Consider the following 14,105-nt stretch of genomic DNA (forward strand, 5'->3'; position numbering starts at 1 on the left):
GCAGAGGGTCCACCATGGGTGCTATCAGGAGCGTTTACCGGGCCCCCTGCTCGGTGCCCCACCAGGTCAGCAGACGTCGCGCGAAGGCCCGGGTCTCCGTGTCGCTGACGGTCATCCCGAAGTGGCCACGGATCTCAGCCGACAGGTACTCGCTGAGATCGCCCGCGCCGGCACCTTTGGTCAGTCTCGCCAGCAGCGGTGCGATCAGGCAGTCGTATTCGTCGACGTTGGCCCGCGGGTCGTGGACGCCGATGAAGTCCCACGCGTTGAGCAGCCGGCGAAGCCCGCCCGTTTGCTGCTCTGCGCTGCCGTGGGCGAGGCTCGTGAGGTCAATCCCCGGCGAAGCCGGCACGCGGGAAATGTGATCACGGCATAGCTGACGAACCGTCGTCGCCAGTTCCTGATTGCCGCGCCCCCAGTCCTGATCCCACTCGTCGACCAGCACGTGCAGGTCGGTGAATGGGCTGTGCCAGATCTCGTCGAGATCCAGGTGCCGTGACACGAAGGCCGAGGCGTGCTCGCTGACGGTTCGTTCGTCGACCTCGCCGTTGATCAGCCGTTGCGCCAGCGTGGCCAGCCAGGTGTCCGCCGCTTGCGCTGCGGACGGAACACGCACGCCCACCTCGCTGAGGGCGTCGGGCAGGAGTTCGCCGATCAGTCGGGTGTCGGTGCCGTCGAGTCCGGCCAGTTCACGCAGGGCCGGCCCGTCGTGTCCGTCGGCGAGCCAGTCCGCCGCGTACCAGGGCATCCGCTCGACATCGACGCTGCCCAGCGCGTACTCGGCGGCAACCAGGTCCGGCGGCTTACCCATCGGTCGGTTCCTTTTCCCGAAGGATCGTGCGGGTGTGCATGAGGGCGAAGCCGAGCAGGTTCAGCCCGCGCCAGCGTGCGGGGTCGGTGGCGTGTGGGTGGTCGGCGGCCAGGCCGATGCCCCACACTCGGTCGAGTGGGCTGGCCTTCACGAGCACTCGCTTGCCGGTGCCGAGCAGGTAGGTACGCAGCGTCGGATGCTGGTCGAACTTCGCCGTGTTGCCGGCCGTCACGATGTCGTAGCGGTGCTGCTCCCATGTCTGCTGGTCGAAGTCGGTGACCTGCCGGCCGAGGGTCTTTGCCGCGTGCGGGTGCGCCACCGTGAGAATTTTGGTGGCCGTCGCGTGATCGCCGAACAGGGTGGCTTTGCGCCACATCATGTGATGCTCGGTGGTGGCGAAGCGCTGGTCGTTGAGGGTGAACGGCGCCGGCCACCACTGGCTCAAGCATCCGGCCCGATGCTGCCGTCGCGCTGCGGCTGGTGGCCCCAGAAGAACAGGAACTTCACCCGGGCACCCGCACGCACCGCGCCGCTCAACTCGGCGACGCTGCTCACTGACGTGACCATGCGAGCGAGTGTGCGGCACCAGCAGGCTCCACCGCATCGCCATTACCGCCGCGATAGCGGCCACGTCGCCGTCGGCGCCCCGAGCGGCGGCGGCACTCGGGGCGGAGACCAGCCAGCAGCTCGCCGGTTGGCCGGCGAGTAGCCGCTCCGGACAATGACGGCGCGCCACTGGCTGGAACCTCGCAGCGACCTCCGCGCGGCGGTCGCCCCGTGCGGCCATTAGATGTTGAGGTCGGCCCACTGTGCTGAGGTCAAGAGTTGCCCACGTTCCAGCCGGTGGGCGATCGCGTCTTTGGTGGCCGGGCTCAGATCGCGGGGATCGTGACAGCTGCCGACCTGACCAACCGGTTTGGTGAGATCGCCAGGCCCTTCACGATGATCGAGGAATGTGAGCGCCGACTGCACCGTAGGGTGAAGTCCAGGATCGCCCCGGACATCATCGAGACCGCCACGAACAAGAGACACAAGGACGCTGACAGCTTGACCTTCGGAGCCTACGTCCACGTCTTCAAGGACGAGAAGCACTTCCTGCTCCTCGACTGGCCGCTCGACCACGCCCAGTTCGTTCAGCAGGTCAAGGATGTCGCCGGCATCCGTAACAAGATGATGCATTTCTCGCCGGACCCCATCCCGAACGAGTGGGGGGCGATCGACGGTCTACTCGCTATGTTGCACGCCGTCGACCCCCTTCCCTGATCCGGCAGCGCCCACCAGTGCTGCCAGTTCGCGGTCGGGGCTGACGTTCGTGGCGTACAGGGGGCTGCAGGGCGTGGTGGCCAGCCGCAGCGAGAGTGTGACGAGGTTGGGGTGAGCGGAATCGTCGGTGTAGATCTCGGCGAGCTTGGTGAATTCGTTCATGATCCCGACGACGCTGCGGTTGGCCGTCGTGGCGAATCGGCAGTCCTGCATGTGCCGTAGCTCGTTAGCGATGAAGGCCCTGGGCGCCTGGTGGGCGTCGAGGACCGTCGCGATCTCGTCGGGGACGCGGGCGGGAAGGCTGCGCGCTGGTGCCAGGGGCAGCAGGACCGGTAGCAGGGTTCGCTCGTTGACCAGCAGCGCCAGCCGGGGCCGCCAGAACAGCGCGGTGGCGTACCACGGGCCCAGCAGGGTCGTGTCGTGGTCTCCTTCGACAGCCCGAGGCGGGTGGGTGTGATCGAGGAGTTTCTTGGTCGCTCGTACGATCAGCATGGTGCTCTCCAGCCCGTCAGGCGCGGTGGCGGCGGGCCTTCTCGATGACGTCGCGGCCGTCGGCGTTCTGCTGGCGTGGCGCGTAGCCGGCTTTGCGCAGGGCGGCCATCGTGTCAGCCGTGGTGGCTTGGCTGGCCAGCACGGTCGGGGCGAGCAGACGCAGGTTGAGCTTGTCCAGCCGCTTGTCGGCGCAGATCTGCGCTAGCAGCGCGGTGTCATCGCTGACCAGGGTGCTTGCCAAGGGCGCGACCCGTACCGACCCGTGTTGGCGGGCGACGTCGGCCAGCAGGTAGACCAGTGGTTGCGGCAGCCCGCCTTCGGCGATCTTCGTCAGGGCCTTGGACAAGCGCTGCTCGGTCCAGCCTGCGTCGTACGCGCCGCGTACCGCCGCGGGGCTGAAGCGCCAGGTCGTGGCCGTGCCGCGGGACTCGACGACGGCGGTCGCACCGAGGAGTTCAGCTAGATCCGGGCTCGGTGTTCCCGCCACGACCGCGGTCAGGTCGGCCTGCAGCCGGGCGGTGCGGGCGACCTCACCCAGGTCGCCGACTGCCTCGGCGATGTCCGTGTCGGCCAGCAGCGCATGCCCGGCAGGGCTGACAGCGCCCGCGCCGAGGATCCCCAGGGTTGCGGCCTCGTCCAGCACGCCGCGTACGCTCGTGGTGCCGCCGAAGGTCAGCGGCTGCCGCCACCACATCCACTGCGCCGCCTGCTCGAGGTTCGTCGCCGCCCGGTCACCCAACGCCCGCAGTGCGGCGATCCGGGCTTGCGCAGACCAGCTTTGGCGGTGCTCCGGAACCCACGGCCCAGTCTGCGACGACGGCAGATAGTCCAGCTCGCGCCACGCCTTCAGCATCACCGCGAGCCGCCGGTCCAGACCGAGCTTGAGCCAGCGGTCGTACGCGGCCGTCGGGACCACGCGATCGTCGAGGTCGGCCAGCCTGGCCTCCTGGGCGACCGCTAGCAGCAGCCGCACGGTCGGAACCGTCACTCCCAGCGTCTTCGCCGTCCGGGTCAGCTCGCGCACGCCCACGCCGCCGGCCTTGACCGTGACTAGCGGCTCACGTCCAGCCCCGTCCAGCAGCGCCGACAGCAGCCCGACCACGGCGATGCCCTGGGCCTGGGCGTCGCGGCGCACTGCCGGGGGATTCGGCGTACGCCAGGTGACCGGTGGTTCCTGCGGCTGGAACGGCGCCCGGTAGTTCGCTCCTCGCACAGCGAGCGCAACCTGACCCGCCAGCTGATAGTCCTCCCAGGTCACCCGGTAGAGCAGCCCGTGCTCCTCGGCCCAGTCCAGCGGATGCACCTGCCGATAGCGGCTCGTGTACCGACTCCGATGTGCGATGCCGCTTCCGCCATGGCGACGGATCCGTCCACCGTCGCGGTCAGCCTCCTCCAACACCGTCCGCGTCGCGGCTGGCATCCGCTTGACCAGAGCGTGCACGTTGTCCATGTCGAGGAAGAACTCCGCCACCGCCTCCAGCAAGTCCGCCTTGCGACCCTTCGTGGGCAGTCCCAGGTTGCGTGCCACGACCTTCAGATCATCGACGCTCAACACGGCGGCGAGCTGACCAGCGGCCGGGCCGACACCCAGCGGACGGGCGAAGACCTCCCGCAGTACGCCGTTTACCGTGAGCCGGCCCCGCAGCCGCGAGATAAGCCCTGCATCGGCGGCACGCTGCAGGTACGGCGTCGCGTCGGCACCGACCAACGCCGACACCTCCACCTCGGTGACCAGGCCACCCAACGCTAGAGCCGCCTCCAGCACCTGAAGGGTCGGAAGGTCAAGGCCAGCAAGCTGATCATACGGATTCACGGCGGCGCTCCCAGACACACGGCGACGCCCTGAATCCAACCCCACGGAACCGTCCCCGCGTGACGCGACCCGCCAGCCGCCAACCTGAGCCCGGCGACCTGGCTCGCCGCCGGTGGTTCCAAGCCGAGGCCGTACCTCCGACAGCCGGATGTCGAGCGGCCGGGAACGGTCTCCAGCCGCTCCGCATGGGCGGGGCCGGCCGGCCCCACTGCGACGAAGAGGGCTGAATGCGGCGAAGGGTCACCTATCGTTTCAGCAACCCCGTCCCTTGGCGGGTTAACACCTGGAGAGTTAACGAAGTTTCTCTTAGCGCCCGCTCTCTGCGGTCCGGGCCCTAGAAAAACCCTGGTCGTGGCTGTCTGTCAACGAAAAGGCAGGTGAGCATCTGCGGGTGCTCACGGTTGCCGGTGTCCCCGGTGTCCTCTACCTTCGATCGAGTCCACTTGCGATGGCCGGGGAGAGAGATGCAGCAAGTCACACGTTCGGAGATTGCCAGGCTGGCCGGGGTCAGCCGCGCGGCGGTGACCTCATGGGCCAAGCGCCGCGACTTCCCACGTCCCGTCGGGGAGAACCGCTTCGCGCTTCCCGAAGTGCTGGAGTGGCTCGAGTCCCGCCAGGTACACGGCTCGATTCGCGCGGCCGACGACGGGACCGAGTACAGCTACGCCGACCGGATCCGGCGGAGCCTCGCCGCGGCGACGCCCAGCCACATGCCTGGCATGAACCTGCCCGGCGATCCCACGACCGTCGAGATCGACAACCTCATTCTGCGCCTCACGTTGATCTTTCTGCGCGAGCGGGACCCGCAGGGTTGGGCCGGACTGAACGATCTGATCGCGCCGAATGCAGGGGCCGAAGGGGCGCGATGGCTCATCGACCGCATCGCGACAACCGCCGGGAAGGCGGCGCGGCGTCACGGCGTCTCGCCCGAGGTCTTCGCCGCACTGCGGCGGCTGACCCCGGAAGGCGTCCCTGAGGTCCGGGGACTCATGTCCGGCAGCTCGGAACTCGGCGCAGCGAACGTGCACACCCTCGTCGACGCGTACGAGGCCGCCCTGCCCCCGGGCGGCTTCCTCACCCCGCGCACGGTTGCGGCCCTCCTTGCCAAGGCGGTGATCGACGATTCTGCCGAGTCCGTTTACGACCCGTACCTGCGAGCTGGCGAGCTGCTCATCGCTGCGGCCGACGTGGCGGCACGGCCGGGGACCCTACGGCTGCACGGGCTCGGCCCCGATGCTGCGGCTCTGAGCCTCTCTGGACTCACCCTGCTGGCCCTAGGCGAACCAGCCGACCTGCGTCCGGCGGCACAAGCTCGGCGCGCAACGGTCACGCACGTCCTTGCCAATCCGCCGTTCGGGAGCGATTCGTGGCTCGACCGGCGCCCCAACACCGACTGGCAGCCATTCCCACCACCGCCAGCCCGATCCGCCTTTCGCTGGCTCCTGCACTGCATCGAGCAGTTGAGCGACGATGGCCGGGCTGCAATCATCATGCCACGGATAGCCGCCGTCTCGGCCAATGCCCGCGAGCGGGAAATCCGCCGCCGACTGGTCGACGATTCCATGGTGGAAGCGGTCATTGCCCTCCCACCCGGCCTGTATGCCGGTACGTCCGTTGCCACCAGTGTCTGGATCGTCCGGCGGGCACCCGGGTCGGACCAGCCGATCCTGTTCGTCGACGCGGTGAACCTCGGTGTGTCAAGCGGTGGCCGCACGCTGCTCGATGAGGGAGGCCAGGCCGACATCCTGAGAGCATGGCGATCGTTCCTTGCCGACCGTGCGGCCGGTCGGCCACACCCGGGCATCGAGAGTCTGAGTGCCGCCGTCACCAAGGCCGTCATCCGGCCGAAGTCCTACTCGCTCAACCCGGCGGAGTACCTACCAGGCCCGATAGGGCTCCGTGCCCCCGACGCCGAAGCCGCCCGCGCCGGCCTGGGCGCGACTTACTCGCGGGCCTTCCACTGCCGCAGGGCGGCCGAGGATGCAGCGGTCGTTGCTTCCCAGCCGCTCGGCGCGCAGATCGTCCGTCTTGGCGACGTCTGCGACGTCAAGGCGGGCTATTCATACTCGCGGCTGCGAGCTGAAGAGCGATCCGACGAGCAGGGAGTCCCCATCGTTCTGCCGCGGCACCTGCGTGACGGGAGAATCGTGGCGGACAAACCGCCGCGAGCCCCGCGAGCGACCGCTAAGGCACTGGAGGACTACTGGCTACGCACCGACGATGTGCTCTGCGTGCGGACCGGGGCACTTACGGCACCCGCCATCGTGCGGCCGACCGAGTCGAATTGGCTCCTGAGCACAAACTTGCTGCGTCTGCGAGTCTCAGACCCCGACGTCCTCAACCCCTACTACCTGTACGCATATCTGCGCTCCGCAGCGGGCACGGATGGGATGAAGGCGTTCGCACGGGCTACCGTGACCGCATACGTGACCGCAGCGGACGTCGCGGCGATGAAGATCCCGTTGCCGCCTCAGGCTCGGCAGCAGTCGCTGGTCGCAGCGCTACGCGCACTTGACGATGAGGTCGTGACGGCGCGAGACCTGGCCGCCCGGGTCGCCGAGACCCGCGATGTGGTAGTCCGCCGGCTGTTTGGCGGTGCCCGATGACCAGACGCAACCTCTCCCGCGAACACCGGTCTGTCGCGGTCGCCGTAGTGATTTCCGGCTGTGTCGGGGTCGTCGCAGCCGTGCTGTTCCACCACAGCGGAGCTGACCCCTCCACGGCGGTGATCGCGGGCGGCGCGGCCTTCGGCGCGACCATGACACTCGTCCTGGAAGTCCTCAAATACCTTCGCGGCCTATGAGCTGTCCGATGATCTCGCAGTCGAAGGCCGGGGGAGCATCCGGTAGCTTCGGCGTACGCAGGTTCTCCTGCTTGCTGGCCTACCGCGATATTGTCGACCTCCTATGAGCGATGCAGCGGCCATGACGTTCGATGACTACGCTGCCGAATCGGCTGTTCTCGGGATCTACCGGCAGGTCTTCGCGGTGTTGGCGCGGAACGCCAACGCGATGGTGGACGACGCGGACTCGGTCGGGGTCGACGAGTCGATCTTGCAGGCGTTCGCTGACGCGGGGCCAGCCGGGATGACGATCGAACAGGCCGTGCTTGCATGTCCGGCGCTGCCGGCGGATGTGGTCCGGCGCCGGTTCGAGGTGCTGCGGTCGTACCGTGCGGTGACCCGGGTCAACGAGCGGCCGCACGAGATGTTCTACCAGGCGACGTTCGCGCCGTACGTGATGTTGCTTTTTCTGCGCCGGTTGTCGCAGACCGGGGGCCAGGCGGAGCTGCACCGAATGTTGTCGATGGCCCGGCTGGCGCTGGACGACGATGACACGACCCCGGAGGTGGTGCGCGAGCAGTTGCTGGAGATGACGACGGTTTTCCGGCTGCTGGCGAATCCGATCATGCAGTTGGCGAAGTCGGCGACAGTCGAGTGCTTGCGGACGCAGGCGCAGCCGCTGCTGGGTAACAGCGACCTGGTCGACAAGGCGCGGGTGTATCACAATGCGGCCGCGGACCGGCATCCGCAGTTGTTGCCGGAGTGCACGCAGCTCCGGATGGCGTTGGCGGCCTATCGCGACGCGTTGAACACCGCGGCCGGGCGGCTGCTGGCGCACGCTGGTAAGACGCGTGCGTTGGGGTTGTTGCCGACCGAGCGGTGGCGCACGTTCGCGCGGGACAGCAGTACCGAGGGGCTGGCGCAGGCGCTGGACGGTTTGCTGTTCGACGCGCCGGAGCCGTTCTTCACCGCCGACGATCTGCTGGACGCGGTGGAGGAAGGGCTGCAGTCCGACAGTGGCCGGGTGCCGCCGCCGCGACCGCGTGTCGACGAGGAGCCTCCGCCGACGGAGGTCGACGTCGACCCGGAGGCGACGCTGTTGGCTCAGCGCGCGGAGGAGTTGCTTGCGGGGCGGGATGTGGTCACGGTGGCGCAGCTTCTCGCCGACGCGGGTGACTGGCCGACCAGTCGGCGTGTGTTGTCGGAGGTGACCGCGATTCATCTACGCCCGGAGCTGCCGTACACGGTGACCTGGGGTGACGGGTGGCGTGTCGATGTGACGTCCACGCGGACATGGGTCTCCGACGGCTGGTTCCGCCGGGACCAGCAGGAGGCGGCGTGAACGAGCGGGATGCGGCCCTGTGGTGGGCGCGGATCCGGTCCGGCGGTCCGCAGCAGGTCTCCGCTGGTGGACCGACACCGGCCGGGCTGCGTCGTCTGGTGGAGGCTGACGCCAGGGCGGTGTGGCTGATCCCGAACCTGCCCGACAGCGCGGGACAGGCTGTTCTGATCGAGTACGGGGTGCCGGGCTCTTCGATGATGGACAGCAAGGGAACTCTGCGAGTGCTGGCCGCGACTTTGCGGTGTTGCTGGCCCGATCCCGCGACGGATCCGTGGCCCGGGCTGCCGGCTTTCACCGGTCATGTCGGTCAGGTGTTGCAACGGCTGGTGCCGGCCCGCAACAAGGTGAGTCGTCAGCAACTGCTGTCCGCAGGACTCCGGCGCCTTGCGGTATCCGGTTGGGTCCTGCTGGAGGGCGCGGACACAGTACGGATCGGTCCTCGGATCGCATCCTTTGGCTCGCTGGAGCTGAGCACGCTTCGGGAGCTGTGGCGGTTGATCCCCGACACCGCTGAGGACAGGTCGGAGGGGTCGTGAACCGCCCGAATTCGATCTTCGAAGAGGTGCTCGGGACGTTGCCCGATCGGCAGCGGGAGCTGGTCGAAGCCGCGTACGCGCTGCTGGAGCACAGCAGTGGCCCGGTTCACCGGCAGTTCCTGCCCGCGCTGAGCGATGCGACGAGCCGTGAACGGCTGGAAGAGCTACTTCGTCGAACCGGCCGGACACTGGTGACGGTCGACCAGTTGCACTTCACGTCCGGGTTCGACGACGCCGTACGGACTGAGCTCACTGAGACGGGGTGGCAGCCGCTGTCGCTCGCCGACCGGGCGGTTTTGGTCCTGGTGCTGGTCCACTCGGTGGCGATTCCGCGCAGCGAGGAGCAGATCGCCGCGGACTCTTGGGAGAGCCCGTGCCCAACCACGTTGCAGGACGTCAGCCGTGACAGCAAGGTGCCGGTCGGCGAGGTCAGAGCGGCCCTGGGCCGGTTGACCGCGTGCGGGCTGCTCCGGACGGTTCGCGGCGGCGACCACGACAGCGGATACGTCCCGGGCCCGCAGATGTCGCGGCTGACTCCGGCCGCCCGCGAGCAGTTGCAGGACCAGTTGATTCTCGCTGCGGCACCAGACCATCCGCTGGCCGCAGCGATCCGGGAACGCCGGCACAACCGCGTGGGAGGGCAGCGTTGACGTCTGTAGCCGTGCCGTCGGACGGAGTCGAGGACATCGTCGGAGCGCGCGTCCTCGCTGGCATCCAGATGGTCAACATCTCGCGGCTGTCGACTCACCCGGTGCCGATCACCGCTCGTGGGCTGATCACCGTGGCAGGGCAGGGGCCCTCGGATTCCAACGGTGCCGGCAAGTCGTCGTTCATTGCCGGGCTGAGCCTGCTGCACGCCGACGAGCAATGGCGGTTGCAGTCGGGGGCGCAGGCTGCTGCCGAGTTGCTGTTCACCGCCGAGCTCGCCGGTCAGGAGGCGATGCACGCCAACGCCGACCGCGGCTACCTGATCGGCGTGTTCGTGCCGCCGCAGGCCGCGACCATGGAGGAGCTGGATGCGTCGGCGTTGACGGTGTGGCTGCGGATCAACCGGCAGAGCCCGCATGTGGAGTTGCGGTGGGTCCATCGGCTGCACGTGCCGTTCGGTGACACGGAGGACGAGCGGGCCGGTGGCGCCGACGGCCTGTGGGATGCGCTGCCGCGCAGCAACGGCCGCACCGACATCCGCGCCAACCGGCTCGCCCGTACCCTGTACGGCTCGACGGTCAGGTGCGTGTCCTTCCTGTCGACGTCGGTACGGGCCAGCCCGACCGCGAACCTGCTCGCCCAGCCGCTCAACGAGCTGACCCCGGAACGGATCTTCGAGGCCATCGGTGCGCTGACCGGCCTGACCGCCGAGATCGAACAGGAACAGAAGTCCCGGGCCGAGGAGTACGAACATGCCGGGCGGGCCGCGCGGGCCGAGGAGGAGTACGAGCTGTGGGACGACCGGATGAAGGTCGTGGAGGACGGCATCGCCTCACGGGAGCGTGCCCGGACGTTGCTGGCCGAGGCGCGTGACAGCTGGCGAAGCCGTTGCGCGCGGTACCTGGTCGACGGCTTCCACGAGTCCGAGCGGATCGCCGTGGACATCGAGGCGAAGGAACGTCGGCGCAAGGAACTGGACGCGCAGATCGAGACAGCCGGTGAGAAGGTCCATCGGCTGTCCGACGACAAGGCGTTCAACGAAAGCTGCCGGACCCGGATCAAGACGTACGAGGACCAGAAGGCCGTCGAGAGCGCGCTGAAGGTCGAGCAGAATCAGAACGTCGGCTCGATCGAAACCCTCAGTGGACAGCTGCGGACCCTTCAAGCCGTCGCGGCCGTCGCTGACGGGCGCACCGTTGAACAGGCCGAGGAGGAGATCGCCGAAGCCGGGAGAATGGTCCAGGCAGCGGAGCGGATCAAAGGCCGCACCGAGCACGCGCTGCGGGTTGCCAAGGCGGCGCTGTCGGCGGCGGAGAAGGGCGAAGATGTCGCGGTCGCCCAGGTCCGGTTGCTACGGGCGAACGACATCACCGCTGCGCCGCTGGTCGACACGATCTCCTTGACCGAACAGCAGCGGCCTGTATGGGAAGCTCGGCTGCTGCCCTATCGGCACGCGGTCGCCGTCGCTCACCACCAAGCTCAGGAAGCCGTCCAACTACTGGCCGCGTTACCTGGAAGCTTGCTGGTCGAAGCAGACCCGGCCGACCACCTGCTCGGGCCAGGCCTGCCGGCCGCCGCGGATCCCGACCTGCCGGTGGGTCGATTCCTCGCGGCGTTGGCAGAGCGCGCCGGTGCTGACGGTCATATCGATCCTGTGGCTGGTGTGCACGGGATCGCCGGTCTCCAGGAGGCCCTGACCGGTCGCGCTGGCCGAATCCGAGCCGCTCAGGATCAACTGGAGAAGGCCGCCGGCGAGGACGACGAGGCTGACGAGGGGATCCGTGAGGCCGATCGGACCAAGAGCCGCGCTGACGCGCACGTGCGTGGCGCTAAAGCCGAGGCCGAGGCTGGTGCGGTTCAAGGCAAGGTGACGAAGCTCCGTGATCGCAACTCCGCCATCGAAGTGGAGCTGAGCAAACTCGACGGACCGTTGCGGCAGGCGAAGATCGGCTACGAGGCCGCTCTCGGTGAGAAAGCCGCCCGGGCCCAGCAGATCGACACGGCGAGCCGCACTCTGGCCACCCTGAAGAAGGAACTCGAAGAGAACCGCAGACAGTGGAGTGCACTGCTCCAGCAGCGTACAGATCTCGATCTTCCCCGCCTGAACGCTCAGTGGACCGGAACGGTGGGTACCGCCGAGCAGCACCTGCTCACGCTCGATGAGAGCGAGGCGATGCGGCCGCCGGCGGAGTGGGACGAGGTGTGCGCGCGGCTGGCCAACGAGGTGCGCGCCGCGTGCTTTCCGTCCGGTGACCCGGAGCAGAACCGGCCGGAGGAACTGCGCGTCGTCGACGAGCAACGCGCCGACCGGCGCACCGGAGCATATGTGCGGCTGATCCCCGATGTGTTGCGGATCGTTGGGAACTTTCTGACCGATCATGAGCGTGTCGACCGGGAGAACGCCTCCCAGATCCAGCGGGAGCGGCAGGCGAAGACGATCACCCTGACTGGAGCGAAGGCCGCGCTCGACGAGGCTCGGCGAACGTCGGAGGCGCTGCGGTCGACCACCGCCAAAGCGATTAAGGCGAAGCTGCGGCAGGTATCCGACGAGTTCGACCGGCTCGACCAGACCTATGGCGGCTACGGCGGCAACCTCGACTTCCCGGAACCGGAGGCCCCCGCCGACCCGGAGAAGCCGTGGCAGTGGACGATCACCCCACGTTGGCGGCGCGGCGAGGGCAAGCCGCCGTCGTCGTACCGGCTGCGCGGCAACACCGCCCAGATGGACGACAAAGCAGTGAAGCTCGTCTGCGCCGCGGCACTCGCCGGCGCCCAGGACCGGCCGCTGCTGCTGGTCCTTGACGAACTCGGCCGCAACCTCGGCGCCGCACACCGCCGCGACGCCGTCGCCCTGTTCGAAAACATCGGCCGCGACCGGGCGATCAGCGTCGTCGGCGCCCTACAGGACGACATGGAGAGGTACGCCATCGGCGCGTCCAGCCTCTACATCAAGCTGCGACGCCCGTCCGACGTCATGCCGTACAACCAGGCGCCGATCGTCATCGGCAGCGAAGCCGACACCGCCCGGGTGCAACTGCTCTCCGACTGGATGACCTCGTTCCGGCCGGAGCCGCAGACATGACCGACTCCGACGGCACCATCCCTGGGGAACCGGATCCCGAGATCACCCTGAGCTGGATCCGCGACTATCCGGGCCTGGTCGCCTACGCACCACTGCCTCCCAGCGGCCGCTACCCCCGCGACAGCCGAGGCCGACCGAGACCGCGCTCTGCACGGCTCCGCACCGCAGAACCGAGCGAGGCTCCCCGCCGACCGGACGGCCTGCTCAGCGACAGTGACTGGAGCTGGGTCATTCGCAGCGAGCACAGCTGGGCCGGTGTCAGCAGCAGGTTAGGCACCGACGCGCTGCGCATCATGCTGGAACTCGCCGAAGCCGGCTGCGTCACGATCGGCTACACCCTCAACGGCAACGCCCTGGCCCAGCCGCCACGCCGGGTGTACCCGCACCCCGACCTCACGGCAGCCGAGCAAGATCGCCGAAGCCGCCGTCGCGACGACACCACCACCCTTCGCACCAGGGCGGAGCAGATCGCGTCGGAAATCGCCGACGACTGGCCGGACGCCAGCCGGGCACTACGCAACACCGAGCACCCCAATCGGCTGCTGTGGGCGCTGCGCGCCGCTACCGACCTGGCCGAGGGCCGAACCCATGATTCCCTCCGCGCATTCGTGCAGAGCCACGCCAACGACACGAAAGCCCGCGACGACGTACACCACCTGCTCGCCGCGATGGGCTTCGACCACGAGACACTTATCGCACTTGGCGTGGCCCGCAACCCGTACATCGGGCTCGGCGGCCCGATCCTGCTGCACACGACCGACGGCTCCGTCCTTGACCTGTCGGCCATGCCCGGGCCGCATGACATCCGGCTGAGCCCCCGCATGCTGCCCCGAGTGACCGTCACTGGGCCGGGTGATGTCCTGCTGGTCGTGGAGAACCGGCAGGCGGCCGAAGCGGTCTGTGACGCCCGGGCCGATCTGCCGGTCGTCTGGTGCCACGGGCAGCCGCCCGACGCCGTCGTGTCAATGATCGTCCAGGCGGTGCAGCAGACCTCCCGGGTTGTCATTTGCGCAGATGCCGACCTCGGCGGCGTCCGCATCACCGCCCGCATCCACGACAACCTGCCGTCGGACACCACCATTCACATCGTGGACGTCGGAACCGTGCTGCACGACGAAGGTCGACCTTTCAACAGCCATAGCCGCAGCCGCCTCCAGCAGCTCGCACAACGCCCGGATGAGGTCGGAGCGTTCGCGCAACGCTGCCTGCACCGGGGCTACGCGCTCGAGCAGGAAGCCAGCGCACGGGCCGCCCTTCAGGCTGTCTTGAATAGCAACCTTTCTGGGTAAACGTCTTGGAGCGCCGCCCGGCGCTCGCTGCCCGCCCTGAACCGAGT

The 14,105-nt window shown here is 68.4% G+C and carries 11 protein-coding genes and 1 pseudogene; 8 read left to right on the plus strand and 4 right to left on the minus strand.

Annotation, left to right across the window (positions count from 1 at the left end; genetic code table 11):
• Positions 1 to 34: 34 nt before the first annotated feature.
• Complete coding sequence (locus tag DLJ59_RS07010) at positions 35 to 811, minus strand: hypothetical protein (RefSeq protein ID WP_124771693.1); 777 nt, start codon at positions 809 to 811, stop codon at positions 35 to 37.
• Positions 804 to 1,378: pseudogene (locus tag DLJ59_RS07015) on the minus strand (NADAR family protein). Before DLJ59_RS07015 ends, DLJ59_RS07010 begins: the two are co-directional and overlap by 8 nt.
• A 276-nt stretch (positions 1,379 to 1,654) precedes the next feature.
• Between DLJ59_RS07015 and DLJ59_RS07020 the strand changes: the two are divergent.
• Positions 1,655 to 2,074, plus strand: a complete 420-nt coding sequence (locus DLJ59_RS07020) for a hypothetical protein (protein WP_244235870.1) — start codon at positions 1,655 to 1,657, stop codon at positions 2,072 to 2,074.
• Here DLJ59_RS07020 and DLJ59_RS07025 read toward each other — a convergent pair.
• Positions 2,036 to 2,566 carry a DUF6933 domain-containing protein gene (locus DLJ59_RS07025; protein WP_124771694.1) on the minus strand — a complete coding sequence of 177 codons (531 nt, stop codon included), beginning with the start codon at positions 2,564 to 2,566 and terminating at the stop codon, positions 2,036 to 2,038. The two genes, DLJ59_RS07020 and DLJ59_RS07025, sit on opposite strands and share 39 nt — an antisense overlap.
• Positions 2,567 to 2,582: 16 nt before the next feature.
• Positions 2,583 to 4,379 (minus strand): helicase-associated domain-containing protein, encoded by a 1,797-nt coding sequence (locus DLJ59_RS07030; protein ID WP_244235871.1) that lies wholly within the window; start codon positions 4,377 to 4,379, stop codon positions 2,583 to 2,585.
• 464 nt (positions 4,380 to 4,843) lie between these two features.
• Here DLJ59_RS07030 and DLJ59_RS07035 point away from each other — a divergent pair, with 464 nt between their 5' ends.
• From DLJ59_RS07035 to DLJ59_RS07065, 7 genes are all read left to right on the plus strand, one after another.
• Entirely contained in the window at positions 4,844 to 6,985 is a 2,142-nt protein-coding gene (locus DLJ59_RS07035; protein WP_124771695.1) for an N-6 DNA methylase, read from the plus strand.
• Positions 6,982 to 7,182: a hypothetical protein gene (locus DLJ59_RS07040; protein WP_026273626.1), complete on the plus strand. Its 201-nt coding sequence runs from the start codon at positions 6,982 to 6,984 to the stop codon at positions 7,180 to 7,182. Before DLJ59_RS07035 ends, DLJ59_RS07040 begins: the two co-directional genes overlap by 4 nt.
• Positions 7,183 to 7,303: 121 nt before the next feature.
• Complete coding sequence (locus tag DLJ59_RS07045; protein ID WP_244235872.1) at positions 7,304 to 8,503, plus strand: hypothetical protein; 1,200 nt, start codon at positions 7,304 to 7,306, stop codon at positions 8,501 to 8,503.
• 98 nt (positions 8,504 to 8,601) lie between these two features.
• Complete coding sequence (locus tag DLJ59_RS07050) at positions 8,602 to 9,039, plus strand: hypothetical protein (RefSeq protein ID WP_244235873.1); 438 nt, start codon at positions 8,602 to 8,604, stop codon at positions 9,037 to 9,039.
• Positions 9,036 to 9,689: a hypothetical protein gene (locus DLJ59_RS07055; RefSeq protein WP_124771698.1), complete on the plus strand. Its 654-nt coding sequence runs from the start codon at positions 9,036 to 9,038 to the stop codon at positions 9,687 to 9,689. Before DLJ59_RS07050 ends, DLJ59_RS07055 begins: the two co-directional genes overlap by 4 nt.
• The gene (locus DLJ59_RS07060) at positions 9,686 to 12,769 is read left to right on the plus strand and encodes a coiled-coil domain-containing protein (protein WP_244235874.1); all 3,084 of its coding nucleotides are present in this window, start codon (positions 9,686 to 9,688) and stop codon (positions 12,767 to 12,769) included. Before DLJ59_RS07055 ends, DLJ59_RS07060 begins: the two co-directional genes overlap by 4 nt.
• Positions 12,766 to 14,058: a Wadjet anti-phage system protein JetD domain-containing protein gene (locus DLJ59_RS07065; RefSeq protein ID WP_124771699.1), complete on the plus strand. Its 1,293-nt coding sequence runs from the start codon at positions 12,766 to 12,768 to the stop codon at positions 14,056 to 14,058. Before DLJ59_RS07060 ends, DLJ59_RS07065 begins: the two co-directional genes overlap by 4 nt.
• Positions 14,059 to 14,105: the final 47 nt, after the last annotated feature.

It is taken from the genome of Micromonospora inaquosa (assembly GCF_003857055.1).
Taxonomy (GTDB): domain Bacteria; phylum Actinomycetota; class Actinomycetes; order Mycobacteriales; family Micromonosporaceae; genus Micromonospora; species Micromonospora inaquosa.